This is a genomic window from Naasia lichenicola (assembly GCF_004801885.1).
Lineage (GTDB): Bacteria > Actinomycetota > Actinomycetes > Actinomycetales > Microbacteriaceae > Naasia > Naasia lichenicola.
In genome coordinates this window covers 40,162-66,594 of record NZ_SSSM01000005.1, presented here as the reverse complement: position 1 = coordinate 66,594, position 26,433 = coordinate 40,162, and the positions used below count along the sequence as shown (strand labels likewise).

At 64.1% G+C, this 26,433-nt stretch carries 23 protein-coding genes and 3 tRNA genes; 19 read left to right on the top strand and 7 right to left on the bottom strand.

All coding sequences use genetic code 11. The annotated features are described in order from the left end of the window. The first annotated feature begins 59 nt into the window (after positions 1–59). From E6C64_RS11240 to E6C64_RS11220, 5 genes are read left to right on the top strand one after another with little or no spacing between them, the layout of a single operon-like run. A complete protein-coding gene (locus E6C64_RS11240; RefSeq protein ID WP_233255593.1) occupies positions 60–1,421 on the top strand; it encodes a TrbL/VirB6 family protein in 1,362 nt (453 codons plus the stop codon). Between the two features lie 8 nt (positions 1,422–1,429). Further along, entirely contained in the window at positions 1,430–2,929 is a 1,500-nt protein-coding gene (locus tag E6C64_RS11235) for an SCO6880 family protein (RefSeq protein WP_199241023.1), read from the top strand. Positions 2,930–2,942: 13 nt separating this feature from the next. Next, a complete protein-coding gene (locus tag E6C64_RS11230; protein ID WP_233255592.1) occupies positions 2,943–4,538 on the top strand; it encodes a putative type IV secretion/conjugal transfer ATPase in 1,596 nt (531 codons plus the stop codon). Further along, positions 4,535–6,253, top strand: a complete 1,719-nt coding sequence (locus E6C64_RS11225) for a type IV secretory system conjugative DNA transfer family protein (RefSeq protein WP_136427620.1) — start codon at positions 4,535–4,537, stop codon at positions 6,251–6,253. The genes E6C64_RS11230 and E6C64_RS11225 overlap by 4 nt, the downstream gene beginning before the upstream one ends. A 6-nt stretch (positions 6,254–6,259) precedes the next feature. Next, on the top strand, positions 6,260–6,664 hold the full coding sequence (locus E6C64_RS11220) for a DUF4913 domain-containing protein (protein ID WP_136427619.1): 405 nt from the start codon (positions 6,260–6,262) through the stop codon (positions 6,662–6,664). An 83-nt stretch (positions 6,665–6,747) separates the two neighbouring features. Here E6C64_RS11220 and E6C64_RS11215 read toward each other — a convergent pair whose 3' ends face one another. Continuing rightward, a complete protein-coding gene (locus E6C64_RS11215) occupies positions 6,748–7,977 on the bottom strand; it encodes a DUF4062 domain-containing protein (protein ID WP_136427618.1) in 1,230 nt (409 codons plus the stop codon). Positions 7,978–8,388: 411 nt separating this feature from the next. Here E6C64_RS11215 and E6C64_RS11210 point away from each other — a divergent pair, with 411 nt between their 5' ends. The 6 genes from E6C64_RS11210 to E6C64_RS11185 all read left to right on the top strand — a co-directional run bounded on the left by E6C64_RS11210 (position 8,389) and on the right by E6C64_RS11185 (position 15,751). After that, complete coding sequence (locus tag E6C64_RS11210) at positions 8,389–9,558, top strand: TRM11 family methyltransferase (protein ID WP_136427617.1); 1,170 nt, start codon at positions 8,389–8,391, stop codon at positions 9,556–9,558. A gap of 2 nt (positions 9,559–9,560) precedes the next feature. Next, positions 9,561–11,786 (top strand): ATP-binding protein, encoded by a 2,226-nt coding sequence (locus E6C64_RS11205; protein ID WP_136427616.1) that lies wholly within the window; start codon positions 9,561–9,563, stop codon positions 11,784–11,786. Continuing rightward, the gene (locus tag E6C64_RS11200) at positions 11,773–12,969 is read left to right on the top strand and encodes a hypothetical protein (RefSeq protein ID WP_136427615.1); all 1,197 of its coding nucleotides are present in this window, start codon (positions 11,773–11,775) and stop codon (positions 12,967–12,969) included. Before E6C64_RS11205 ends, E6C64_RS11200 begins: the two co-directional genes overlap by 14 nt. A gap of 222 nt (positions 12,970–13,191) precedes the next feature. Next, positions 13,192–13,503 (top strand): hypothetical protein, encoded by a 312-nt coding sequence (locus tag E6C64_RS11195; protein ID WP_136427614.1) that lies wholly within the window; start codon positions 13,192–13,194, stop codon positions 13,501–13,503. Between the two features lie 479 nt (positions 13,504–13,982). Continuing rightward, a complete protein-coding gene (locus tag E6C64_RS11190) occupies positions 13,983–14,570 on the top strand; it encodes a helix-turn-helix domain-containing protein (RefSeq protein ID WP_233255672.1) in 588 nt (195 codons plus the stop codon). 62 nt (positions 14,571–14,632) lie between these two features. Continuing rightward, on the top strand, positions 14,633–15,751 hold the full coding sequence (locus tag E6C64_RS11185; RefSeq protein WP_136427612.1) for a site-specific integrase: 1,119 nt from the start codon (positions 14,633–14,635) through the stop codon (positions 15,749–15,751). A gap of 40 nt (positions 15,752–15,791) precedes the next feature. On the opposite strand, the gene E6C64_RS11180 is transcribed toward E6C64_RS11185, so the two are convergent. Continuing rightward, positions 15,792–15,879, bottom strand: a tRNA-Ser gene (locus E6C64_RS11180). Positions 15,880–16,085: 206 nt separating this feature from the next. On the opposite strand from E6C64_RS11180, the gene E6C64_RS11175 reads away from it, so the two are divergent. Then, the gene (locus E6C64_RS11175) at positions 16,086–17,324 is read left to right on the top strand and encodes an LCP family protein (RefSeq protein ID WP_233255591.1); all 1,239 of its coding nucleotides are present in this window, start codon (positions 16,086–16,088) and stop codon (positions 17,322–17,324) included. Positions 17,325–17,411: 87 nt separating this feature from the next. Next, positions 17,412–17,501, top strand: a tRNA-Ser gene (locus E6C64_RS11170). Between the two features lie 45 nt (positions 17,502–17,546). Here the strand turns inward: E6C64_RS11170 and E6C64_RS11165 are convergent. Both E6C64_RS11165 and E6C64_RS11160 read right to left on the bottom strand, forming a co-directional pair. After that, positions 17,547–18,629: an RNA polymerase sigma factor gene (locus E6C64_RS11165; protein ID WP_233255590.1), complete on the bottom strand. Its 1,083-nt coding sequence runs from the start codon at positions 18,627–18,629 to the stop codon at positions 17,547–17,549. Beyond that, the gene (locus tag E6C64_RS11160; protein ID WP_136427610.1) at positions 18,617–18,991 is read right to left on the bottom strand and encodes a YciI family protein; all 375 of its coding nucleotides are present in this window, start codon (positions 18,989–18,991) and stop codon (positions 18,617–18,619) included. The genes E6C64_RS11165 and E6C64_RS11160 overlap by 13 nt, the downstream gene beginning before the upstream one ends. Positions 18,992–19,189: 198 nt before the next feature. Here E6C64_RS11160 and E6C64_RS11155 point away from each other — a divergent pair, with 198 nt between their 5' ends. Next, positions 19,190–20,083, top strand: coding sequence for a TolB family protein (locus E6C64_RS11155; protein ID WP_136427609.1), 894 nt, complete (start codon positions 19,190–19,192; stop codon positions 20,081–20,083). Between the two features lie 51 nt (positions 20,084–20,134). On the opposite strand, the gene E6C64_RS11150 is transcribed toward E6C64_RS11155, so the two are convergent. Then, positions 20,135–20,839 carry an SDR family oxidoreductase gene (locus tag E6C64_RS11150; RefSeq protein WP_136427608.1) on the bottom strand — a complete coding sequence of 235 codons (705 nt, stop codon included), beginning with the start codon at positions 20,837–20,839 and terminating at the stop codon, positions 20,135–20,137. Between the two features lie 118 nt (positions 20,840–20,957). On the opposite strand from E6C64_RS11150, the gene E6C64_RS11145 reads away from it, so the two are divergent. Together E6C64_RS11145 and E6C64_RS11140 are read left to right on the top strand one after the other, a co-directional pair. After that, the gene (locus E6C64_RS11145; RefSeq protein WP_136427607.1) at positions 20,958–21,395 is read left to right on the top strand and encodes a winged helix-turn-helix transcriptional regulator; all 438 of its coding nucleotides are present in this window, start codon (positions 20,958–20,960) and stop codon (positions 21,393–21,395) included. A gap of 105 nt (positions 21,396–21,500) precedes the next feature. Continuing rightward, on the top strand, positions 21,501–22,070 hold the full coding sequence (locus tag E6C64_RS11140; protein WP_136427606.1) for a dihydrofolate reductase family protein: 570 nt from the start codon (positions 21,501–21,503) through the stop codon (positions 22,068–22,070). Positions 22,071–22,091: 21 nt separating this feature from the next. Here the strand turns inward: E6C64_RS11140 and E6C64_RS11135 are convergent, their stop codons facing one another. Further along, on the bottom strand, positions 22,092–23,015 hold the full coding sequence (locus E6C64_RS11135) for a cytochrome b/b6 domain-containing protein (RefSeq protein ID WP_332908231.1): 924 nt from the start codon (positions 23,013–23,015) through the stop codon (positions 22,092–22,094). 196 nt (positions 23,016–23,211) lie between these two features. Between E6C64_RS11135 and E6C64_RS11130 the strand changes: the two genes are divergently transcribed. The 3 genes from E6C64_RS11130 (at position 23,212) to E6C64_RS11120 (ending at position 25,286) form a co-directional block, all read left to right on the top strand. Continuing rightward, positions 23,212–24,579: a DUF222 domain-containing protein gene (locus E6C64_RS11130; RefSeq protein WP_332908235.1), complete on the top strand. Its 1,368-nt coding sequence runs from the start codon at positions 23,212–23,214 to the stop codon at positions 24,577–24,579. Positions 24,580–24,736: 157 nt separating this feature from the next. Further along, positions 24,737–24,809 (top strand) — tRNA-Arg (locus E6C64_RS11125). A 114-nt stretch (positions 24,810–24,923) separates the two neighbouring features. Next, positions 24,924–25,286: a hypothetical protein gene (locus E6C64_RS11120; RefSeq protein ID WP_136427604.1), complete on the top strand. Its 363-nt coding sequence runs from the start codon at positions 24,924–24,926 to the stop codon at positions 25,284–25,286. A 47-nt stretch (positions 25,287–25,333) separates the two neighbouring features. Here E6C64_RS11120 and E6C64_RS11115 read toward each other — a convergent pair whose 3' ends face one another. After that, positions 25,334–26,353 (bottom strand): ROK family protein, encoded by a 1,020-nt coding sequence (locus E6C64_RS11115; RefSeq protein ID WP_136427603.1) that lies wholly within the window; start codon positions 26,351–26,353, stop codon positions 25,334–25,336. Between the last annotated feature and the right edge of the window lie 80 nt (positions 26,354–26,433).

The following is a 26,433-nucleotide window of genomic DNA, read 5'->3' as shown; positions in this document are numbered from 1 at the left end:
TTGGCACCATCTGGGTCCGCGTCCCCGTGCCCCTACTCGATTCGGGGACCGGTTCAAGCTTGACCACCACTCCTCCGGGAGCTGGCCAGTTCGAGGTCATCGTCGGATACGCCTCGTTCCTCGCGCTCGCTATCTGCATCCTCTCGTTGCTCGGTCTCGTCGCGACCTTCGTGCTGCGCGCCCGTCGAGGCGAAACGCCCGTCGCAGTCAGCAAGCTCGGGATCATCCTCATCGCCTCCATGCTCATCTCCGGCTCTGCGGCACTAGTCAGCTCACTGCTGCCCGCAGCGTCCCCGTCAGGATCCTCGTCGACCGTCGGGTTCCTGCAGAGCTCGATCTGGTTCTACGTCGGTGCGCTCGCCGTGCTCGCGATCATCGTCGCCGGCCTTCGGATGGCGTGGGATCAGCGGGCAGCGCCGGGCAGGGAGCTGCTTCAGTCCCTGGTCACGCTCATCGTCGTCTCGGGAGCCGGCCTTACCGTTATCGGGCTCGCTGTCGCGGCCGCGGACTCCTTTTCGGTCTGGATACTCAACACATCAACCGACTGCGACGTGGAGTCGGCCACCTCGCCATGCTTCGGTGAAAACGTCAGTGCGCTGCTCGTAGGACTGTCTGCGACATCGCCGATCGGTCTGATCGGCGTCCTGATCCTCGGATCCATCGCCCTGATCGTCACCTACGTCCAGGTCGCCCTGATGGTGGTCCGCGGCGGCCTGCTCGTCATCCTCGCAGGCATCCTTCCGCTCACCGCCAGCTTCACGAACACAGCAATGGGCAAGCAATGGTTCCGCCGATCCGTCGGGTGGCTGATCGCCTTCATCCTCTACAAGCCCGCTGCCGCACTCGTCTACGCCGCGGCCTTCCGACTCGTAGCCACCAACGTCTTTCAACAGGACGGCACCGGAATCTGGAGCGTGCTCACCGGTCTGGCGCTCATGGTCATGGCACTAGCCGCCTTGCCAGCGTTGATGAGATTCGTGACGCCGCTGGTTGCGCCACTCGCTGCTGACGGAGGGGGCGCAGCGTTTGCGCTCGTCGGTGCCGGCGGCCTTGTTGCCGGCGAGCTGGCAACGGGAGCGATCTCGAGGTTCGGATCCTCGGGAGGGAGCGGCGGCGCCGGGCCATCGAGTCCGGGCCCAAGCGGGGCAGGCGGTGGTGGGACTCCGAGCGGGGGCATGGCGGGTGGCGCTCCCTCAGGAGGCGCCAGCGGTGCGGCAACAGGCGGGGCCAAGGCTGGGGCCGCTGGAGGTGCCGCCGGTGCGAGCGCAGGTGCCGCAGCTGCGGGGCCCGTCGGGGCGGTTCTCATCGCCGGCGAGGTGGTCTCGCAAGTTGGACGAGCCGCGCAGGGCGCGAACGTAGCTCTGCGCAAGGCGGGGGAGAGCTCGACCGGCGACGGCGAATCACCGTCAGGAGCGAAGTGAGATGAAGAATGTCGGCTGAGTCATCACAGCGAAGCTACGGGAACTGGGTCAGCCCCAAGTCGGCGGGCTTACTCGGACTTGGCTCGCTGGGCACCGCCATCCTGTTCGTCGGCGCCGGGGCGACTGTGCTCTCGGTCATGGCTGGCGGTCTCATCGCCGGCTCGGCGACAGCAGTCGTGTTCGCACTGGTTCTGCTGGGTGTCGCCGTCCGCGATAAGCACGGTCAATCCCTTCTCATTCGGTTGTCAAACCTGCTCTTCTGGGCGCTCACCAAACGATCGGGTGCATACATTTATCGATCGGGCCCGCTCGGGTTGGCCGAGTGGGGTACGACCCAGATCCCCGGACTCGCGGCAGGCAGCAAGCTTCGCGAGTTTCGCGACAGCTACGACCGTCCGTTCGCACTGTTGCAGATGACGACTACGTCCGACTACACCGTCGTTATCGGCACCGAACCCGATGGTGCGGCGCTGGTCGATCGCGAGCAGATTGATGTCTGGGTTGCAGACTGGGGCCATTGGCTCGCGTCACTAGGAGAAGAGCCTGGTGTCGAGGCAGCGTCCGTCACGATCGAGACCGCGCCCGACTCCGGAACTCGCCTACGTCGACAGGTGCGAGCGCAGATCGCGGACGACGCCCCTGACTTCGCGCGTGAGCTCCTCGAGGAGATCGTCGATCGATATCCCGAGGGCTCGGCCACCATCAAGGCATACGTGGCCGTCACCTTCGCCGCGACTTCTCGCGCGGGAGGCCGTAAGAGGAGTGCGGACGAGGTAGGTCGAGAACTAGCCAGTCGACTTCCCGGCCTCACGCGCGGCCTCGGCGCGACAGGTGCAGGAGCTGCTCGCCCGCTTTCCGCGCAGGAACTCTGCGAGGTGATCCGCACCGCGTACGATCCTGCGGCTGCAACAGCGATCGACGAAGCGAACTCACTCGGAGAACCACCCGAGCTCTACTGGGCGGAGGTGGGCCCAACGGCGCATGAGACCGCTTGGGATCATTACCGGCACGACTCAGGTCTTTCGGTCACCTGGATGATGAGCGGCGCTCCCCGCGGAAATGTCCCCTCGAGCGTCTTGTCTCGCCTGCTGGCTCCGCACCGAGACATCATTCGCAAGCGAGTCACTCTTCTTTACCGGCCAATCGATCCTGCTCGCGCGGCCGCGATCGTCGAGGCTGACGTGCGAGCGGCGTCGTTCAACCTCACGACCTCGAACAAGCCGACTGCGCGGAACATGGGGCAGGCGCGGTCAGCGATTGCGACTGCGACTGAAGAGGCCGGTGGTGCCGGTCTCGTCAACTTCGGCTTGCTCGTCACGGCGACAGTTCTCGAGCCGGCCCAGCGAGCAGACGCGGCGGCCGCGATCGACAACCTCGCCGCCACCGCGCGCTTACGACTTCGAGTCGTTCATGGCTCGCAGGACTCGGCGTTCGCCGCAGCCTTACCTCTCGGAATCGTCCTGCCCAAGCATCTCCAGATCCCTGGCGCCGTGCGCGACCAGATGTGAAACGAGGCCCTTCATGCCCGCACTGGAACCAGGAAGCCGAAAGCCGAAGAAGTCGGCGACGGAGCAGCCAAAGGCGAGATCGACTCCGACCAAGCAGGCAGTGCCGCCGCGTCGCCCCGGGCCGCGAGGGTGGTTCGGTCGCGGGAAGGGCACAGCGCGGGTCATCCAGCCCGCTCGTGAATGGCGCGGGACAACCGTGCAGGTCTGCGGGCTGTGGCCGTTCGCGGTCGGCACCGGGACACCGATGGTCGGCGTGCCGATAGGTCTTCAGCTGTTCACGGGCGCCACGGTCTGCGCCGATCCGATCTCCTGGTTCCAAGACGCAAACCTCATCTCGAACCCATCGGTCTTCGTCCTCGGCCTTCCCGGGCTGGGCAAGTCGACGCTCATCCGTCGGATGGCAGCCGGTGGAGCGGGCATGGGCAATCTTCCGCTCGTGCTCGGTGACCTAAAGCCCGACTACGTCGATCTCATCGCGGCGCTGGGAGGTCAGGTCATAACCCTCGGCCGAGGGCGCGGACACCTGAACATCCTCGATCCCGGCGAAGCAACCCAGGCTGCAGAACGACTGCGTTTGGCGGGAAAGGAAACAGAGCGCCAGCAGGTCCTCGCCGATGCGCATGCGCGCCGTCACACGATGGTCTCCGCTCTCCTCACCATCCTTCGAAAGCAGCCGCCGACCGATCGGGAGGAGTCGATCCTTGACGCGGCCCTCAAGGTGCTCGACGAACACCACAACGGAGTGCCGGTCCTCGGGGATCTGCTTCAGGTTCTCCGGGATGCTCCCCCCGAGGTGCGGGCGGTGGCGCTCGACCGAGGAGACCGCACCCGCTACAACCAGATCACCGAAGACCTCGAGGCGTCTCTCATCTCGCTCACTTCAGGCGGACGATTGGGAGAAACGTTCGCTCATCCCACGGACGTTCCGATGATGCGCGATCGCCCAGTGGTCTACGACGTGTCATCCATCGATGACACAGATGTCGATCTTCAGGCCGCGATACTTCTCGCCTGCTGGTCGGCGGGGTTCGGAACGGTCAACGTCGCGAACGCACTCGCCGATGCGGGGCTCGAGCCTCGACGGCACTATCTCGTCATTCTCGACGAGCTCTGGCGCGCCCTGCGGGCTGGCCGCGGAATGGTAGATCGCGTCGATGCGCTCACTCGGCTCAACCGGCAGCGCGGCGTCGGCCTCGCGATGATCTCGCACACTATGAGCGATCTCCTCGCGCTCGCGGAAGAGGACCGCATGAAGGCCAAGGGGTTCGTCGAGCGTGCGGGCATGGTCGTCGCCGGTGGTCTGCCCGCTGCGGAGATGCCGATGCTCACCTCCGCAGTGGCGCTGTCTCGTGCCGAGCAGGAGTTGCTCGCTTCGTGGCAGGATCCGCCAGCGTGGGATCCCGTCGCTGGGCGGGAGACCGAACCGCCAGGACGGGGCAAGTTCCTGATCAAAGTCGGCGGCCATCCCGGCATCCCAGTGAAGGTCGAACTCGTTCAACGCGAGCTCGCTGTCAACGACACCAACAAGGCGTGGCGTCCCATGGCAGTTCCGCCCTTACCAACTGCGGGCGCCGCGAGTGGATCGACCTCGGGGGAGGACGTGGCGTGAGCGCGACACGGCGAGGTTTAGGAGTCGACGCAGGAACCTGGGCGGTCGGTATCGCTGCGGGCCTCGCCGCGTTCGCGATCGTGGTGGTGTGGTTCGCGGTGACCACGGGCTCCGCGCTCGCGGAGGTCAATCCCAATTTGCCGCGCGACCCCTTCGATGTCTTCTTCGGATCGTTGCGCGGCAGCTACAGGTGGCCGGCGCAGTCGACCTGGATCGTCATCGGCGTGGTCCTTTTTCTTATAGGAGCAGGTCTCCTGGTGTTCAAGGCTCTCGGCACCCTTCGTCGGGGGCGCCGAATGATCGACCGCGCCGCAGTGCAGATGGGCCGCGGACGCGTGATCGATGCGCTCACTGAGACTGGTGCGAGACGCACCGCTACCCAGCTCGGAGTGACTGACTGGGTGGGCGTTCCAATCGGACTGACTGTGCACGGCCGAAAGCGGTTGTACGCCTCGCCAGAGGACATGGTGACGACCATCGCAGGACCCCGAACCGGTAAGTCGACAAGCCTCGTCGTGCCGGCCATCCTGTCCGCCCCGGGAGCCGTAATCACAACGTCCAACAAGCGGGACGTTCTCGACACGACCCGAGCGTTCCGGGCCGAGCGGGGGCGCGTATGGGCATTCGACCCGCAGCAGGTCGCCCTTCAGCCGCCGGACTGGTGGTGGAATCCCTTGAGCTACGTGACGAACGACCTGCAAGCGGCGAAGCTCGCCGAGCATTTCGCATCGGGCAGTCGCTCAGCGGATGCGCGCACTGACGCTTACTTCGACGCCGCTGGGCAGGATCTATTGGCCGGCTTCTTGCTGGCGGCCGCCGTCGACAAGCGCCCAGTCACAGACGTATTCACCTGGACGACCCAGCCTGGCGATGACGTGCCGGTCGGAATCCTTCGGCGCAACGGCTACCTCCAGATGGCCGACGCAGTAGCCAGCCAGGTCTACGGCGAGCCGCGCAGGCGCGACTCGGTCTACGGCACTGCAAGCCAGATGGCCGCCTGCCTCAAGATCAAGTCGATTGCCGCATGGGTGACGCCGCAGGGCGAAGACGGAGTCGATCTACGTCCTCAGTTCGATCCAGCGTCCTTCGTCGGCAGCCGCGACACCCTCTACAGCCTGTCGCGCGAGGGGAAGGGAACGGCTGGACCTCTCGTCACGGCTCTCACCGCGGCCACGATTGAGGCAGCCGAGCAACTCGCGGTTCGCTCGCCTGGCGGACGCCTGCGCGTTCCACTGCTGGGAGTGCTCGACGAAGCGGCGAACGTCTGTCGTTGGCGCGAGCTTCCGGCGCTCTACAGCCACTACGGCTCCCGAGGCATCGTCCTCATCACGATCCTCCAGTCTTGGTCCCAGGGCGTAGATGTGTGGGGACGCGATGGCATGAGGACGCTCTGGTCGGCATCCAACGTCGCTATCTACGGCGGCGGCGTGAAGGAGCCAGAGTTCTTGTCGGAGCTATCGCAGATGATTGGTGACTACGAGCGGGATAGCCACACGGTGAGTTCGGGGAGAGGCGGCCAATCGGTGTCACGGACACAGGGGCACGCGAGGATTCTGGACATCGCTGATCTCGCTGCACTTCCTCGCGGTCGGGCAGTCGTTATCGCCTCGGGCACGCCGGCCGTGCTTGTGGAGACCGAACCCTGGATGTCTGGGCCCCACGCGGCCGCCATCCGCGCTGCGCTCGCTGAGGCGCAACCGTCGGTAGGAGGATGAACCGGAATGACGGACGAAGACCTCGATGATTGGCGCGACGTCGAACCGACAGATCAGGCCGAGGCTGCGACGGCGGGCCAGATGGTCTTCGCGAGCGTCGACGACTTCGTTGCTGAGCGGCTGAGATACATGTACGCACGACGGGTCGGACCGCAGAACGTTGCTCAGCACCGCTGGGCTGCTGATTGGTGGAACTACCCGGAAGCAGTTAGTCGACTCGAGGCGCTTTGGCGCTCGTGGGAGCACCTGCGTCTAGACGGTCCGCTAGGAATGAGTACATGGTGGCGAGACCATGCCGACTACCACATGGCCGTCTTGCTAAGCCCGGAGGGCCCATTCGCGAAATCGATGGATCGCAACGAAGGGACTGAGTCGCTTCCGCATCGCCCACGGCCAGTCGAAGTTGGTTGACCTTAGTCATGGGGCCCCATAGAAGCCACGCAGTTCGATGACTCTCGGGACATGACCATCGCCACGTGCTCCATCTCCCTTTTTCACCTCGGGGGGCGCCAGCACAGGCGATAGGTCCACTTCAGGTGAGGCTTTGGTACGTCCAGTCCGAGCTCCACCCCTTCGACTCCGTCCTGAACGGTCTGGCGAATCCACGCGTGACCTTCTCGCCGCAACCTGGCACCCTCGGCGGCATCTATTGCGCCGCGACCGACCCGGACGCCAATTACGTCCGCTTCCAAATAAGCCGGGAAGAACGCCGTATAGATGAGCCTGGCGACTGGGTAGTTAATGGTGAGCGAAATGTAATCCCAGTCGCGGAGCCCGAGCTTCGAGTTTCGCGTAGCCGGCTCTAAGAGGTCTCTAGTGGCAAACTTGAACGAAGGCACCTCGCCTTCTATATGAAGGTCAGCGGATGCCCCGCTGTCTAGCGGAGGCTCCATAACAACATCCTGGGCGAACGCTCCCCCAGCCGCCTTGTGTGGTGGACGCAGGTGTAAGCCCTCCCCATCTGACCGAACGGAATCGGGTAGTAGCGCGTAGGAAGGAACATTTTCTCCGCCGAAGGCCACCTGTAGGTCAGTCTCTCGACTAATCGAAATGGTGAAACGTTCGAGCCCTGCCTCGCTGCGGCTGGTGAAGCGTCGCCTCAGTTCGTGGCGCGCGCTCCACACCGACGTTGAGACGGCTGACCGGGCAAAAGACCAATGAGTCTCGTGCAGTTCATAGAATCGGTCAGTGTCAACATTGTAGTAGGAGTCGGCCGTTTGCCTCTCAAAGAGATCAACGTCGTAGGTCAAGGCGCGATCAACATCTTCTTGAAGCTTCGAGAGATCATTGAACTCCGCAAAAAGTCCCTGGTCTCGAATCTGTCGCTTGAATTCTCGGACACCTTTTAGTTGGTCGATGTCGACATCAGATGGCAGCGGGGCGCTCGAGAAGTAAAGATGCACGGGGATGCCTCGTGACCGGGCGCGCTCTATTTCCTCTACTGTTCCCGAGACCGCATTCGCGGTCGGAGACCCGAGGCGACTGCTCATGAGCGCGATCATCATATCCGCCTGGTCAACGCCTTGCTCATCAAGTAGTGCCTGCGCGGGTGCTGCGAGGCCGGGGACCGAGGAGGTTTCCCATCGCCAGGGAAGCAACACGCGCCGACGTCGCTGAGCGTGCTTGACATTCCACGCGGCAATGGCGTGTTCGACGGCATCTCGTGCCTCTGCGACGTCTGACGGCGAGGCGATCATCACGCGGAGCACATCGGCCTCAAACAAGTCATCGCCCTTCTATCGCCGAGTCCCGACTTGCCTGCAGCCTTCACCGAGGGTCAGGGCCAGGGAGGAGGAACCGAGCGTGAGGAGTCTTTGTGACTGCGAGCTCGACCCCCGTGCTCGTTGCGAGGACAAGAAGACGGTAGTGGCGACCCCAGCGCACTGTCCAGGCCAGCTGATGACGTTAGGCGCCTCTACGTCTCACGTCGTGCGCTGGAGGACCACTGCGACGAGGTAACCTGCGCGACGTGTGATGCGATACTAAAAATCGAGCAGCAGCTGACGACCTGCCATGGGGGCGGGGTCCTGCTGTCGGAGCCAACGTGCGTCGCGTATTTCGCGGCGCGCGTGCGGCAAGGGGCTCGTAGCTGGCAGGATGGCGGCGACTGTAAACAGCCAAGCAAGGTAGGCAGGATGAGCGCGCGCACTATCCATCCGTTCCCGGCTCGCATGGCCCCCGACATCGCCCTAGACGCAATTCCATCTCAGGAGGACCGTCGGCTCGTCGTTCTTGACCCCATGTGCGGGTCCGGTACCGTCCTGTCGGCTGCGCTGGAACGAGGGCACCATGCGGTCGGGGTCGACATTGATCCCCTTGCTGTGATGATGTCCACGCTCGCAGTGACGAAAATCGACACGGCTCGACTTTCGCAGTCAGCCTCGGCGGCGATCGCAGCCGCTCAGGCGGCCGTTGGCATTCAGCCCTGGGGCGATGATGCGGAAACGCAGAATTTTGTCGAGTACTGGTTTGCCGCCATGCAGCAGCGTCAACTCATCGACCTCACGAGCGCTATCTCAGCTGAAGAGGACGAAGGGATCCGCCTCACGTTACGCCTCGCAGTCAGTCGCATCATCGTGACTAAGAGTTCGCAAGCTTCGCTTGCGCAGGACACTTCGCACAGTCGGCCTCATCGAGTTCGCCTGGAATCGGACTATGACGTCTACGACGGGTTCCGACGCTCAGTCAAGCAATTGGTGAGGATGCTCGAAGGTCGCCCCCTAAACGGGACGGGTCAGGTCCATATTGGCGACGCCCGCAATCTGGAGGGTTTGGAGGACGGGTCCGTCGACCTGACGGTAACGTCCCCCCCGTACCTAAATGCCCTTGACTACCTTCGCGGTCATAAATTGGCTCTCGTGTGGTTTGGACACACAATTGGGGATCTGCGGAAGCGCAGGGGCACGAGTATCGGTGCTGAGCGCGGCCTAGAGGAGGACGCGTCCGACGCAGTGGCGGCCATCGTGGACGTCATCGAATCAGAGGCGGTGGACCCTGCAGCGCTGCGGCGACCCATGCTCGAAAGGTTCGCGCATGACTGCATAGGCTTCGCAGGCCAACTCGGGGCGAAGGTGGCACCTGGAGGCAAGGCGGTCCTCGTTGTCGGCAATTCAACACTGCGCGGCAACTACATCAAGAATGACGTGATTGCTCGTACCGCCATGGAACACGCTGGGTTTAGCCTCAGCGCGCGCAGAGAGCGTCCAATCCCAGCAAGCAGCCGCTACATGGCGATCAATACGAATGCGGGTTCCAGCCTCACGAAGCGGATGCGAGATGAAGTCGTTCTAACGATGGTCAAGTAGCCGTGGCAGAAGAAATCGGATTCCGGGCGCACGCGCGCCTGCTGACAATGCTCGGTGAGCAGCTCATCAAGAACGACCGCGTCGCGCTGGTTGAGCTGGTGAAGAATTCATTCGATGCAGATGCCACGCGCGTGTCCGTCGACTTTCGCGGCTTCGCCGAAGACTTCGTGCCCCAGCCGGGCGCACGCATTGTTCTCACCGATAACGGTGTCGGGATGACAGAACATCTGGTGCGCACAGCGTGGATGAATCCCGCGACCCCGAGCAAGAAGTTGCTTAAAATTCACGAGCCCAAGACCACCCTCGGGCGTGTGCTCCAGGGCGAGAAGGGCATTGGTAGATTTGCGACTTTCAAGCTCGGCAGCGAGGTGACACTGATCACGCGAGCCCGTGGAGCTGCAAACGAAACGACACTGGTAGTCGACATCTCAGCTCTGGATGAAGACGCCAGCGGCGACAATTCCGTTGCGATTGATCTATTCTTAGAGGACGTTCCGGCTCTCCTAGATGTCGGCACGCCGATGGTGTTTGAAGGCAGTCGGACTTCAGCCCATGGAACCCAGCTAACAATTTCTCGCCCTCGATCCAAATGGAGCAAGCGACTAGTCGAGGGCGCTTATGATGATCTGGCGAGGCTTCAACCGCTCATGTGGAGCACGGGCGAAGAAGCCGCGCTGAAGCCTGATTTCGAAGTTGTCTTCCTGAGAGATGGGGTTGATCTTCAGTACGGGAAGCAACGCAATGAGGATTTGCGAACGGCCCTAGAACGTGCTGTCCTCAAGGTACGCCACGGACGCTTCGATGCTGCAAGTCGTGAATTCGCATTAGAGGTCAATGGACGAAACATCTCGCTAAGCATCGACGATGCTGAGGTACGGGCCCTGAAGCCGTTCAAGGATCGCTTCCTCAATAGCGGTACTGGACTATCCTCCGTCGATCAGATTCCTCAGCCGCAATGTGGATCGTTCAAATTTGAGTTTTATGTTTTCGATCGCGCACCGGACGCTCCGGCTCAATATTTCCTGGATGCCGATCAACGGAAAGTCATTACGGACCACCGAATTTACCTCTACAGAGATGGAATTCGGGTGTACCCGTACGGTGATGCCGACGACGATTGGTTGGAAATAGACGTTGACAGGGGAGTTGAGTCCGCCGGGCGAACCCTGAGCAACGATCAGACAGTCGGGTTTATAGAGATCACGCAGCAATTCAATCCTCAACTGCGAGATAAGACCAGTCGGGAAGGCCTCATCGATGCTGGTGATGCCATTGAAGACTTCAAAGCGCTCGTTAAGACTGTTCTGCGATATCTCCGAAAACAGTATCAGCCACATCTGGATGCGAAGGGGCGAGCAAAGCGTCGCGACTTGCAGGACCATCGGATAGATGTACATGTGCAAGCGCTTCGCAATGAAACTAACCTACCGAAGGCTGCGACTCGCCATTTGGGTGAACTAGAGAAATCTCTTGCTGCCGAACGTGAGCTCTTCGCCACGCGACTGAGCCGAACTGAACAATTAGCGGGCGTCGGACTCTCTGTTGAGACCGCGTCCCATGATCTCATCTTGGCGGGCACGGAGGCACTGCGGTCTGGACGCCAGATAGTAAGCGAACTTCAGTTGATGGACCTCGTAAACTCGACGGTCTTCGCGATGGCAAAACAACTCGTGGGGCGACTCGAATTTATATCAGCCCGGTTCCGAGACGTCCAGGGGCTTTTCGTCTCCACGCGTCAGAGGCCAAAGACAATCGACGTTGTGCAAGCAGTCAGGCGGGTCAGATCCATCTATGCTCGCTTGCATCTTGAAAAGGGCATTCAGTTCGAGATCGACGAGGATGCGAAGCTGAGCGCGAAGTCGACCGAAGCGGCGATCCTGCAGTTGCTTATCAATTTGGTAGATAACGCCACCTACTGGTCGACATCTAAGCTGATGCCGCCGGGAGTGCAACGAGTTATTCGCGCGTTCACGATCGATGACACGAGGCTGGTGCTGACGGACAACGGGCCGGGAATAAAAGAGGACGATCAGCCCTACATCTTTGAGCCGTTCTATTCAGGAAAAGGCGAAGAGGGAAAGGGGCTCGGGCTCTATATCGCGCGAGAAAACGGCCTACGCAGTGGATTCGCGTTGAATTTAGAGCATACTGGCGACGCGAGGGAACTCCCGGGCGCTACCTTTGTAGTGCGATTTGGAGTAGCTGAGGACGACATTGTCCATTCTTGAAGGCTCGGTAGTCTTTGTTGACGACGATTACGACCTTGGGGGCCATGCAAAGGCGTTTTACGATGCGCTTAAGGCTCAGGGGCGGCCAATTGCCGCCTACGACAACGTCCCTCCACTCGAACACCTCGAACACTGGGACGGCCTCGCACTCGTAGTCCTGGATTGGAAGCTCAATGACCACGAGGCCGGACTAGGGGAACTTAGCATTCCCGATTCGGTGAAAGAGTCTACCGAGGCTGCCCTCATACGTTTCATAATGAAGCTTCTGGATACATACTTTTGTCCAGTTTTCATAGTTAGTCAAGAAGAACCCGATGCTATTCAGCGCGCGCTTCGCGAGACCCCCGACTTTCCCGTGCAGACGATAGGAAGACGCGTCCAGGTTTTGCAGAAGGACGATGGTGACCTACTTCCCCGACTGGAGAGGCTGGTGGAGGAAAGTCCGGTTTTGTCGACACTGCGTACCTGGGAAGGGCAGTACCAGTCCGCGAAGAATAAGATGTTCACGGACCTTGACGCCGCGGGTGACGATTGGCTCATCTATCTGACGGAGATTGCCGAAGATGGCGGAACAAATGTCGGTGACGAACTGGTAGATGCGCTGTATGGCAACCTGCGCCATCGCGTAAACCCCAGAGAGTTTGACTTGGCCTCGATTGAAGGAAAGAAGCTCGCGGTCGATAGCGCTTCTCGCCGGGAGGTCATTCATCGGCGGATGGTCTTGGCCACGGAGGCCCTGCATTCCTTTACCGTTATGCCGGGGGACTTCTTCGGTCCATGGGATCCGCAGCAAGATGCGGAAACCGTCTGGCTGAACCTCACGCCAGCTTGCGATACGGTAATTGGCAGGTTGAAAAACAATAAGATCCGGATGTACCTCCTTCGCGGTAAGCCCGAGGATGTTGCGGCAGACGATTCGCGCAAGTTGCGTGAGGGAAGGTTGTTGACGCCCAATTCAGCATGGATCGATGTCCTGCACAATGGACGCGGGTACCGATTCCCGTTCAAGACTTTAGAAATTGTGACGCTCGACAAGATACTGGATTATCGCTTGGGCCGATTGCTACCGCCGTACATAACTGATGTGCAACAACGTCATGCCATGTACCTGATGCGCGAAGGGCTACCCGCTGTGCTTCCAACTTTGTACCAAGCGGCCATTCCCGCGCCTGGCGCGTCCTAGTCGAGGTCAAGCAGGTTCGAACATTTGCGATCGGGATGCGGAGAGCGAAGACGTCCCTACGCGGTCGTCGGCGCGAGGCGCCGACGATGGGTTGCTAGCGTCCGGACCTAACGAGCGGGAGCCCTGACCGCACCGGTCGACCCCATTGGCTGCAACGGGAGACCGTTCGGCCAGAGTTGCTCCAAGGGATCCGTGGCGAACATCCACGATTAGGAGTGGTCAATGAGTGATGAGGTTTCGCTGTTTGATACGGGCGCACCAAAGAGTGTTGCTGGACCAAGGGCGATGAGCGACTCACAACGGCAGGTGATTCGCGATGCTTTTGCTCGGTTGGGCGTGAGCGGAGCCCGGGATCAGTTCGACATCGTTGAGGAGGTGACAGGTCATCGAATCGTGTCCGTGAACAATATGAACGAGCGGACAGCGCAAGCCCTCATCATCGGGCTGCATCGTCGGCTCGAGACGGCTGGGCGGCAACGTACAGGCAACGCCTGGGCTGACCGAGAGGAAGATACCTGGATCGACCGGCTTTGAACGAGTGCAAGTCGACAGGGAGAAGGAACCGCGTCTAACGACTCGTATGGTAAAGCGCGAAGGTGTGCCAGTGGATGGATTCTCCTCGCGCTCCGCTCATCACGTGCTCTCGAGTAGGCGGTTGGTCGCTCGATTCACCTCGCTGGGCGCGTCCTTGCGCGTTCGACCTATCCGTGATCTCACGCGCGGCTGGCTGTTTTGGAACGCCTGGAATCGTTCAACCAATCGTCCAGCGTGCTTTGCCGGTAGAGGATAGTTCGCGGCGTCGGATTCAGGAAGTCTGGGCCTCTGCCCAGGTAGCGAAGTTGGGCGAGCTGTCCCACAGTCATCCGGCAGTAGGTAGACGCCTCCTTTGCGGTGAGGAGGGGATCCTGATGGCTCATCGTGTCTCCGTTCAGTTGATGCGACACGAGCCAACCTAGGGGTGAGGGGTGATTGTGTGAAGTGGTGGGTCGGGTTATTGTGACTAGGTGACACAGATGCCGGCACCTGGGCTGGGTGATCGTATCGCGCGCTATCGTCGGCTCAATGGGTGGAGTGCTCAGCAGTTGTCCGAACAGACAGATGGTGCGGTGAGTAGGTCCACAATCGCCAATGTCGAGACGGGGCGCCGCGAGGACCTCACGGTGACGCAATTTATCTCCATCTGCATGGCATTGCGACTGCCTCCGAGCGCCTTGCTGCTCGATGTGGAGAAGCCGTTCGAGAATGCCGGCGTCTCCTTCCCCGGCGACACGCCCGCCCCCTTCGGCTCGGAGGCTCCAGTTGCCAAGGTGATGCGCTGGATTGATGGACGAGAGCCGTTCGCTGAGTCACCGGCGACGGAACGCCATTCTGTGATCTCTGCGCTGGTTGATGATTACCAGTCGGACCTCGACACGCTGTCGGGCTCAAACGTGCGCGGCCGGTTCCTTCAGGGGCGCGACGACGAAGAGGTTGCCGCCGAGCTGGCAGTGGTCGAACGGCGCTTCCAGCGAACCGCTCTCCTCTTACGGCGTCACGGAGTGGTCGTGCATGAGCGCAACTGGGGCGACCTGAAGCCGGCGCAGGCCAAAGCGACTGATTGAGCCGGCCCGCAAGCCGTTTGCCGGCCGGGTGCGCGCAATGCGTCTCTAGAGAGTAGGTCCGGATGGGAACCGTCAGCAGTTACGCCACTACCGAAGGCAAGCGGTACCGAGTCCGATATCGCAAACCCGACAACGCTCAGACTGACAAACGCGGCTTCAAGACGAAGAGAGAAGCGGAGCTCTTCCTCTCGTCCGTTGAGGTTGCGAAGGCACGGGGTGAGTTCATTGATGGAACCGCTGCTCGAGCGCAAATCGGCGTGCTTGGGCCGGTCTGGCTCAAACATCAGGGGCACCTGAAGCCGTCGTCTCTGCTTCCACTGGAGGTCGCCTGGCGTCTCTACGTCGAGCCGCGGTGGTCAACGGTCCCCGTCGCGGATGTCCGCCATAGCGATGTGCAGTCCTGGGTGATGGATATGTCCGCCAAGCGTGGCGCCACTACAGTCATCCGCGCCTACGGTGTGCTCGCATCGATCATGGATGGCGCTGTGAAAGACCGGCGAATTCTGTCCAACTCCGCCAGGGGAGTGAACCTTCCCCGCAAGGTCACCAAGCCCCACGCATACCTAACACCCCAGCAGGTTAGCGACCTGTCAGTCGCGGCCGGCGATCACGGCACTCTGCTCCTGGTACTGGCGTATACGGGGCTGCGGTGGGGCGAGGCCGTGGCGCTGCGGGTTAAGGATCTCGACATGTTGCGGCGGCGAGCAAATGTCACCACCAATGCTGTTGAAGTGAACAACCGGATCGAGGTAGGCACCCCGAAGTCTCACAAGAGGCGATCGGTTCCCTTTCCCGCGACCCTGGCGCCTGCCCTCGCCAAAGCTTGCGAGGGCAAAGCGCGCGAAGATCTCGTGTTTGCGGGCGCTAGCGGCTCCTACCTACGCCGGGCAAAGACTGACGCGGGATGGTTCGGCGTCGCGGTCAAGCGTGCCGGCCTTCCTCGAATGACTCTTCATGACCTCCGGCATACGGCCGCGAGTCTTGCGGTGAGCTCGGGCGCCAACGTCAAAGCAGTCCAGCGGATGCTCGGACACGCGTCCGCGAGTATGACGCTCGACGTGTACGCCGACCTGTTCGAGGACGACCTAGACGAGGTTGCGGGCCGCCTCGATCACCTGCTTATTTCTACAGATGTGGGCAGAATGTGGGCACGGAGCGGAAATTCGGTCAATCTCAACTAAGCCAACTAGCACCTGATCAGGTATTACGTGCATAAACTCGTGGCGGAGGGCTAGGGATTCGAACCCTAGAGACATTTCTGCCCACCAGTTTTCAAGACTGGCTCCATCGGCCGCTCGGACAGCCCTCCTGGGCTTCCGCTGAGCAATCCAGCCGAAGCGCCGATCCAGAGTTTATCGTGAGCGTGCGTTCGCCCTACCCCGGGCGGCCCCGCGATCGCAAGGCCAAATGTGCGTCACCCCCGCGCGTTTTCCCAAGACATCCGCGATCGCACCGCACAATCGATGGCACGCACCCACCTGCCCTCGCGCGGGTCCAGACCGAAAGGAGCTCACGTTGTCGACGACGAATCGCCGCGGCGACGCGCAGCCCCGCCCGCTCGCCCGTCATGGGCAGCTGCCGCGTCCCAGCGCCATGAAGCTCATCGGCAAGGGTCTCGCCCTGCTCGTCGCCATCGCGGTGGCCAGCACCGTCTCCATCGTCGCCATCGCGGCGTGGGACCTCAGCCGTTCCATCCAGACCGTCCATCTCGGCACCGGCCCCGCCGCGGGACCCGTGCCCGAGATCAGCGCCATCGAGGGCGGCGTGAACATGCTCCTCGTGGGCAGCGACAGTCGTGCCGACTCCACCTACAGCTATGGCGAGGATCCGGAGAGCGAGCTCAACGACGTCACGATGCTCCTGCACATCTCGCAGGACCACACGAGTGCGACGGTCGTGAGCTTCCCCCGCGACACCTTTGTGCCCATCCCGGAGTGCCCCGACCCTGAGGGCGGAACCTTCGACGCGATGGAGTCGCAGAAGATCAACACCACGCTGTCCTACGGCGGCCTCGCCTGCACGGTTCTCACGGTGGAACAGCTCACGGGACTCACCATCCCGTTCGCGGCCGAGATCAAGTTCGACGGCGTCATCGAGATGTCGAACGCCGTCGGCGGAGTGCCCGTCTGTGTGGCCGCCCCCATCGAGGACACCCACACGGAGCTCTACCTCGACGCCGGCACGCATGAGCTGCAGGGCGTCGACGCACTCAAGTTCCTCCGCACGAGATATGGCGTCGGCGACGGATCCGACGTCACGCGCATCAGCTCGCAGCAGGTCTTCCTCTCCGCCCTGGTGCGCAAGGTGAAGAGCGCCGACACGCTCACCGACGTGAGCAAGCTCTACGGACTGGCGAAGGCCGCCGTGAGCAACATGGTGTTCTCCGACAGCCTCAACATCGACAACCTGGTGCAGATCGCGAAGGCACTCCAGCCGATCGATCTCTCCCAGATCGTCTTCGTGCAGTATCCGACCGTCGAGGCCGACGGCGGCCTCGAGCCCAACACGGAATCCGCCGACGCACTGTTCACGGCCCTCTCCACCGACCAGGCCGTCGGCCTGACGTCGACCGACGAGGGCCGAGGCTCGGTGGTGGACCCCAACGCGGTGCCTGCCCCGACCGATTCGGCCGCACCCGTCGAACCGGATCCCGCAGCGTCGACGCCGGCCGTCGCGGAGCTACCGGATGATGTGCTGGGTCAGACGGCTGCCGAGGCCCGGTGCACGGTGGGCCGCACGCTCGACGACCAGTGAGGCTCTGGCGCCGTCCTTCCCGCGCCTGCGGGTGGGCGGCGCCTGCCCGGCTCCCGGCCTCGATTCGGCTATAGTTGCGGGGGTCGAGGAGACGTCGCATAGTCCGGTCGAGTGCACCACCCTGCTAAGGTGGAGAACCCTTTGAGGGTTCCAAGGGTTCAAATCCCTTCGTCTCCGCACTTGGGAAAGGCCGCAGAATCTGTCTGATTCTGCGGCCTTTCCTCATTCCTGCAGCAGATCCGACGGGGTCGCCTCGACAGCCTCCAGTGCCCGTCGGGCTCCCTCCGTGGGAGCCACGGACACGAGCGCGCGGTAGAGGCGAAGCAGTGCCTCCCGATCAGTGCTGCCGGTGCGCCGTCGATCGCAGTGCACCGACTGGATGGCGGCCTCGAGCTGGAACCGGCCGAGCGGCTGGCCCATCCCGTGCGCGCGGCGCAGATATGCCTCGCCCTCCCGGATGAGCGTGGCATCCCAGCGGCGGGGATCCTGCTGATCGAAGGGCACGAATGCGCCGTCCACGAAACGGGCGGGTGCCCGGGCCGACGACAGGGCGAGAAGCGCAGCGAGCCCCCACGCCTCCGGCTCCGTCTCGAGCAGCGCGGCGACCGTGACGGCGAGATAGAGGGATTCGGCCGCGAGGCCGTCGATGCCGGGCAGCGATTCCCAATCGATCGTGTAGACGCCGTAGATCGCCTCGAGCACGAAGCCGAGCCGCTGGGGCATATCCGCCCGTGTCGGCACGGCGAACGAGATGCCTGTCGCGCGCACCCGCCGCTTTGCCCGGACCAGGCGCTGGGCCATCGTCGAGGCGGGGATGCCGAACGCGTCGGCGATCGAGGCGGCCTCGATCCCGAACACCGTGTGCAGCATGAGCGGGATGCGGACATCGGCCGCGATGGCCGGGTGCGCGCAGGCGAAGAGCAGCTCGAGCCGCTTGTCGGGGATGGCGTCGGCATCGATCGCGCCGAGGTCGAAGGCCATGGTCTTCCCCTCCTCGAGCGGTGCGGACGTGCGGACGGGCGCGGAGCGCAGCACGTCGAGCTGTCGATGTCGAGCAACGGTCAGCAGCCATGCCTCGGGATTGGCGGGAACCCCCGCGACCGCCCAGGTGCGCAGCGCCTGCTCGAACGCGTCGGCCAGCGCGTCTTCGGCGAGCAGGATGTCGCGGCTCTGCGCGGCCAGAAGCGCGACCAGGCGGCCGTACGAGGTGCGAGCGGCGCGTTCGGCCGCCGCCCGCACCTCGAGGGACGATGGGGCGGCCGTCTCGCCGGCCCCCTCCGTCCCTTCCGGGATCAGCTCGTCCACGCGCCGTTCTCGTAGTACGTGCCGGTCGGGCGCACCTCGATCGGCCCCCACTGCACCGAGGGAGCCTGCTTGGCCCAGCCGAGAGCCGCGTCGAGGTCGCCGACGTCGATCACGAAGATGCCGCCGAGCTTCTCCTTGGTGTCCGCGAACGGGCCGTCCTGGATGCGGAGCTCCTCGCCCACGCTCACGAGCGTGGTGGTGGCGCTGGTCGGTGCGAGCACCTCGGCAGAGATCAGCACGCCGGCGGAGTCGAGGTCGGTTGCGTACCTGGTGAAGGCCGCCTGTCCCTGCTCGATGGCAGCCTGGTCGAGCTCGCCCTGAGCCATCATCTCGGGGTAATGCAACAGGATCGTGTAGCGCATGAGGTCATCCTCCTTGGTTCGGTGAGTGGTGCACAGCGGCCATCGGAAGCGGCCGCACACAGGGATGACGATCGAGCGGATGCCGGATCGACAGGCAACGGCAAGTTCCTCGCTCTAGCGTGAGGGCGCCGCCGTCGTCCCGCTGGATCGTCCAGCTCCCGCAGCGGATGGACGCGTCGTCGTCGCAGGGGGTCACCGATGGACTACCGAGAGCTCGGGCCGGGTCAGATCAGCCGGTTGTGGATCGCCGATCTCAGTGATCACGATCCGGAGGTGGTCTTCGAGTCGGCGGACATGCTGATCGAGGCGCCCAACTGGACGCTCGACGGGAGCGCGCTGATCGTCAACGGGAACGGGGCGCTCTGGCGGCTCGACCTCGAGGATCGCCTGCTCGTCCAGATCCCCTTCGAGGGGCTCCCGCCCATCAACAACGATCACGTCCTCCACCCGAACGGCGAGGATGTCTTCCTGTCGGCCGTCGACGGGCAGATCTACCGCGGATCGCTGCGCGGGGGAGCGGTGACCCGCGTCACCGGCGACGGGCCTCCTGAGCTGCACTTCCTGCACGGGGTCAGCCCCGACGGAGAGACGCTGGCCTATGTGGGCGTCGAACCGGAAGGCGGCGACATGTGGGCGCGGGCGAACATTTTCACAACACCCGCGGCCGGAGGTGCTGACCGGCGGCTGACCGACACCGAGTCACCGGCCGACGGACCCGAGTACTCGCCCGACGGCGAGTGGATCTACTTCAACACCGAGCAGTTCGGCGAGGTGTCCGGGCATGCCCAGATCGCGCGCATGCGGCCGGATGGCAGCTCGCTCGAGCAGCTGACCGATGATGACGGCGTCAACTGGTTCCCGCACTGGGCACCCGACGGGCGCACCGCGGTCTACCTTCGATACCCGCAGGGCACGAGGGGGCACCCCGCCGATCTCGAGGTCGAGCTCGAACTCGTGGAGGGCGCCGACTGGACCGCGCCGCGCACGCGTGCCCGTGTCTTCGGCGGTCAGGGCACGATCAATGTCAACAGCTGGGCGCCGACGAGCGACCGCTTCGCCTATGTGGAATACCCGATCGCCCTCCCGGTCTAGGGCACCGGCTCGGGCACATCCGGATCGTCGATCCCGATGTGCCCGATCGGATCAGCGAACGGCGAGCTGCGGGTACAGGGCGCTGATCGGGGCGGACAGGCCCGCCTTCACGTCACGGCTGATCTGGTCGGCGAGGATCTCGAGCTCGCCCGCCTCGATGCCGTCGAGGGTGTCGCGGACGACATCCGCCGGATCGTTCTTCGGGTCGGTGACACCCGCTGTCATGGGGGTGTCCGTGTAGCCGAGGTGCACACCCACGACCTGGATGCCGTCCGCTGCGAGCTCCAGCCGGAGCGAGTTCGTGAGCGACCAGAACGCGGCCTTCGATGCGCTGTACGCACCCGCCAGTCCGATCCAGCTGAGCACGGAGTGGATGTCGACGATGGCTCCGCCGCCATTCGCACGGATCACCGGGGCGAATGCCTTCGCGACCTCGAGTGCGCCGAAGAAGTTCGTCTCGAATACGCGGCGCACCTCGGCCATCTCGGAGCCGAGCACCGAGTGGCCGCCTCCGACGCCCGCGTTGTTGATGAGCACGGTCGCGTCCTCCGCCGCATTGGCGGCTGCGGCAACGCTCGCGGCGTCTGTGACGTCGAGGGCCAGCGGCACGATGCGCGGATCGTTCCACTCCTTGGGGGTGCGGGCGGTCGCGTAGACCTTGGCCGCGCCTCGATCGAGTGCCTGGCGGACGAATTCGGTGCCGAGCCCCCCGTTCGCTCCGGTGACCACTACGACTGCGCCATCGAACAGTGCCATGACTGATTCCTCTTCCTTCTCGAAGCCCGGTGTCTGATGGCCTGCGTTTGGATGACCAACTGAGCTGCACACGAACATAGCACTGGATTGGCGATCTGGACTCAGCTATCCTTCTCAGATGAGCGCTCTAGGTCCCGACAGCCGCTGCCCCATCGCCCGCACGCTCGATGCGCTGGGCGATCGGTGGACGCTCCTCGTCGTTCGTGAGGCGATGTTCGGGAGCACTCGCTTCAGCGAGTTCCTCGATGCGCTCGGAGCTCCGCGCGATGTGCTCACCGCTCGACTCAACTCCCTGGTCGACGGCGGCGTGCTCGAACGGCGCCCCTACAAGCCGGAGGGTGGGCGCACCAGGGACGAGTACGTGATCACGGAGGCCGGCCGAGCGCTCGCTCCCGTGCTCGCGGCGCTGGGGGAGTGGGGCCTGCGCTATCGCCCGAACGGCAAGGGCCCACTGGTCGACTTCGTCGACGCGGAGACCGGCGAGTCGGCGCGGATCGCGTTCGTGAGCGGCGGTCGCCAGCTGACCACGGATCAGGTCGCCACCCGCGTCGCCTGAGTGCCTGCGCGACAGGGGAGCTCGCACTTTCCTCATTGACCCCCGGGCTGCGTTCGCCGCCGTACGGCTCTGTCGCTGGAGCGGCTCCATGCGTAGCGTGGGCCCATGGGACGACTGATCTACGCGAGCATCGTCTCGCTCGACGGCTATGTGGCGGACGCCGCGGGCCGATTCGACTGGAGCGAGCCGGACGACGAGGTGCATCGCTTCGTCAACGAGATCCAGCGTCCGATCGGCACTCACCTCTACGGTCGCCGCCTGTACGACGTCCTGGTGGCATGGGAGACCTGGGATGTCACCCGAGAGCCCGAGGTCATCCGCGACTACGCGGAGATCTGGCGGGGGGCAGACAAGGTCGTCTACTCCCGAACGCTGCAGGAGCCGAAGAGCGCGCGCACCCGCATCGTCGAGGAGTTCGATGTGACCGCCGTCGTCGAGCTCAAGGCGACCTCAGCGACCGACATCCTGATCGGCGGACCCGAGATCGCCGCGCTGGCGCTCGCCGCCGGCATAGTGGACGAGATCCACCTCCTCGTCTCGCCCGTCGTGGTGGGAGCGGGCAATCCCGCCTTCCCGGATGATCTGGCGCTGTCGCTGGAGCTCACCGCAGAGCACCGCTTCGGCAACGGAGTCGTCCATCTGCAGTACTCGGTGCTCGAGTCGCACGACAGCTGAGCTACGCGCCGGGGCCTCGCGCTACTTGACCGCGCCCATGGTTCCGGCGAGCGCCTTGAGCACCGGCGGCTTGAGCAGCACGACGGAGACGACCATCGCGACGACGGTCGCGACGAACACGATGAGGCCGGCCGGGGAGTCGCTGTCGGTCGCCGTGTAGATGTGGTTGAGGTTGCGCAGTGCTCCTGTCGCCAGCACCAGGAATACGTGCACGGCGGTGAACACCAGGAACGCCACGAGGATCCACCAGTGCACGCGCGTCGCCGGGGCGAGTGGGAACCAGCGGATGTCGCGCCTCACGAAGGCGGGCGACATGCGCAGTCCGGTCGCGATCGCGGCAGGCGCGAGCAGGAAGACGACCGCGAAGTACGAGAGCACCTGAAGGGCGTTGTAGTTGACCCAGCCGTTCTCGGTCGGCCAGTCGAGGCTCGCGTACTGCAGGGCGGCCGAGAAGGCGTTCGGGACGATGTCCCAACGAGTGGGAACCAGCCGCACCCATTGGCCGGTGGCGAACAGCAGCACGATATAGACGACGCCGTTGGCGATGAAGAGGGTGTCGACGACGAGGTGCAGCCATAGCTCGATGCCGATCCGTCGCGGCGGATTCTTCGTCTTCAGCAGACCGGTGTTGGTGCGGAGGAAGAAGGCGGCCGGCCGCTGCTTCCTGCGCAGCTGCAGTCCGGAGCGCACGACGAACAGCAGGAAGAAGGCGTTGAGGCCGTGCTGCCAGGCGAGCCAAGCCGGGATCCCGACGGGCGCCGACTGCGGCAGTGCCGACTGGCCGGGATAGTCGGCGAGGAAGTCGATCAGCGCCGGCTGCTCGCGAAGGAATCGCGCGAAGAGCACACCGGCCACCACGACGAGCACGACGACCGGCACCAGCCAGGCGAGGAGCTTCCACCGGCTGCGCGGCGTCGCGCCGCTGTCGGTGGGTGCGGGTATCACGGAGACAACTCAAGCAGACGCGAGCGGTGGGCCGGGACAGCGGCGCGGACGGGCTTGGTCGGTTGTACACATGTACGAGACTCTGTGGATAATCCACCATGCGTGTTCGTATACTTCTCTGATCTGTGGTATGATCGAGCTAGCTCGTGCCGGGCTCCGCATTCCGCCTCAGGAGTGCTCTCCGTGAAGGGGATGGATCATCCGGCGCGTCTTCGAGGGCAGTTCTGCCCTCCTCTCCCAGCTAGAGACTCTCGGTGTCGCCGATGAGCCCGAATCGCTGGCGCGTGCGCTCACCACGGCGGACAAGTCCTGCCTCGTCGCCCTGCTGCAGGCGGCGACCTCGCTGTCGCGCATCGTCGACGGCATCACCGCGCGAGTCGCCGGGGAGATCGGCTACCGGTCCAGCCGCGACACGGTCGATCCGCTCGCCAAGCAGTATGGCGAGCGCAGCGGAACGGCGCTCGTGGCCTCGGTCGGACGTCTTCCGCAACCCGCTGCCGCTTCTTTGGGCAAGGTGGGTATGGGCATCCGTGCTCGCTCGTCACTGACCGGCGAAGAACTGCCGTCGCTGCATCCTCTCCTTGGCGACGCGGTCGATGAGGGGCGCATCCCGCTCGCCTCCGCGCGGCTCGCACTCGTCTGCCTCGATCGCGCCGAGCGGCACCTGTCCGTCGAGAAGCTGGCAGCGTTGGAGGCGAACCTCGTCGAGAAGGCCGAGGCGTACCCGATCAGCGAGTTCAGTACCTTCAGCCAGCACGCGGCCGACCTCATCGACGCCGAGGGCATCGAACCTAGCGAGGCGATGCAGCGCGAGCGCGAGGGCGTGCGCAGCTTCGCTCGCCCCAACGGCATGATGCGCACCATCATCGACACCGCGTCGGAGAACTCCGGCTTCATCCACGCTGCCATCCAGGGCTCGATGGTGCCCCGGCCTGCGCTCGTCGCCGACGGTGAGTTCAACGATCTCGCCATGGCCGACACTCGCACCCTGCCGCAGCGGCGGCTCGACGCTCTGATGGGAGTGATCAGAGCCGGAATCGCCGCCGACGACAGTCGGGTGGCGGGTGTCGACACCACCATGCTCGTCGCGGTCAACCTCAGCGACTTGCAGGAGGGCGCCGGAGCCGCATACATCCTCGGCATCGACGAGCCGATCAGCATCGCGACCACTCTTCGTCTGGCAGCGACCGCTCGGATCATCCCGATCGGGCTCGATTCGAAGGGCGAGATCCTCTTCGCCGGCAGGGGCAGCCGCCTCTTCAACCGCGCTCAGCGACGGGCCATGGCACTCCGAGACGGCGGGTGCGTGGTCGACGGCTGCACTGCGCCGCTCTCGCAGGTGCAGGCCGCGCACATCCGCAGCTGGGCGGCCGGTGGGCCGACGGACCTCGACAACGGCCTGCTGCTCTGCGCCTTCCATCACCGGATGTTCGACCTGGGCGGCTGGGAGTACATGCGCCAGGGCGACAAGCGGTATCTGGTGCCGCCCGCAGACATCGATCCACTGCGGAGGCCGCGGCCGATCCGGAACCGTCGGCCGAACCTCCAGGCGATCCTCCGGTAGGAAGAACTGAGTCCTTTCGCTCGGGCCGTCACTCCATCCATGGCGGCCCTGCTCTTCAAAGGCGGGCGAGTGCGCTACGCTATCTGAGGCGTTTCCGCCGCCCTCAAGTGGCGAAACTGCCTTCAGTCGTGTGAGGTCTCGCCACCTTGCACGACCTGCGCCCGTAGCTCAACGGATAGAGCATCTGACTACGGATCAGAAGGTTGGGGGTTCGAATCCCTTCGGGCGCACAGATCGAGAAGGACCTCTGCCACGTGCAGGGGTCCTTCTTCGTTTCCCGTCATTCATCCGGCGGAAATCTTCGATCCATTGCCTCGAGGGGTCACGCAGGCTAGCTTCGCGTCATGGAGCAGGTCCACCCCTCGGTGCCGGCGAGTGCGGGAACGTCTCGCCATCCCGCGATTGCAGCTCCGCTCGTTGCGATCGGGTTCGCCGTCGCTGCCGCGTTGCTCCTCGGCATCGCAGACCTGATCGTCGGGGGCGATGGGTCGGATGCCCTCTTCGCGATCACCGCGATCGGGGGCTGGGTGCTCCTCGGCTGGGCCGGCATCATCGCGGTCGGATGCGCTGTGCGGGTCGTCGGGAGTGTGCGCCAGCACGGAGGCGTGTCCCGCGTCGAGGTGATCCTCATCGGTGCTGGCCTGGTGCTGATCGTGCTCGTGCTGCTCGCGCATCCGCTCTGGGGATCGGGCTCCGCCGGAGCCTGATCGGCGACCCGACAGTTTCGAGGCGCCAGGCGTGCTGCTCGACCCGCTCAGTGCACCGCGAGCAGGTCCAGGGCCAGATCGCCGGCGCCGACGACGCAGACCGTGTCGCCGAGGGCGGCGAGCTCTACGCGCACAGCGGCAGCGGCGGGGCGCATCGCTCCGGCCAGCACGATGCGGCGGATCGGGTCGAGCAGCTGGGCGCCGGAACGCGTGACGCCTCCGCCGAGCACCACGACATCGGGTTCGATGATGTTGACGAAGTCGGTGATGGCCTGGCCGAGCAGCTCGACCGTCTCGTCCCAGATCTCCGATGCGAGTGCGTCGCCCGAGGCGGCGGCGCGGGCGACCTGCTCGGCCGTCGCGGGCGAGGTGAGAGAGGTCGCGCGACCCGAGGCGATCGCCTCATCCGCGCGAACACCGATGAACGTCCCCGAGGCGTACGCCTCGAGGCAGCCGTTTCGCCCGCAGAGACAGGGCCGGCCGCCACGCACGACGGTGATGTGGCCGAACTCGCCGCCGTTGCCCGCAGCGCCGCGGTAGAGGCGATCATCGAGCACGGCCCCGCCGCCGATGCCCGTCGAGATGGTCAGGTAGATCATCGAGCGCTCGCCTACCGCGGCGCCGTGTCGGTGCTCGGCCAGCGCGGCGAGGGTCGCATCGTTCTCGAGTGCTGCAGGCAGCTCGAACTCCCGTTGCGCCAGCTCCACGATGGGCACATCGATCCAGCCCGGCAGGTGCAGCGGATTGACGAGCACTCCGGCGGCCGCATCGAGCGGTCCGCCACAGGAGATGCCGACGCCTTCCGGCGCGGAGACACCGGCCTGCTCGGCTGCGCGCATCGATTGGCGACCGAGCTCGAAGAGGCGGGGGATGATCACATCCGGGCCTTCGTCTCGGCGCGTCGGCACGGCAGTGAACCCGTGGACGGATCCGTCCGAGGTGACGACCCCGGTCGCGAGCTTGGTGCCACCGATGTCGAGAGCGAGCACGGATTGCATCGCCGATCCCTTCTCCGCGCGATCGTCGGCGGCGTCCGTGTGGATGCCGATGTGGCATCGATACCACATCGGAACTATAGGGACAGATCAGCCGTTCGGCAATCCCGTTGCCGTCGACCGGGCGGGAGGTCGCACCGCCACTCGCGCTG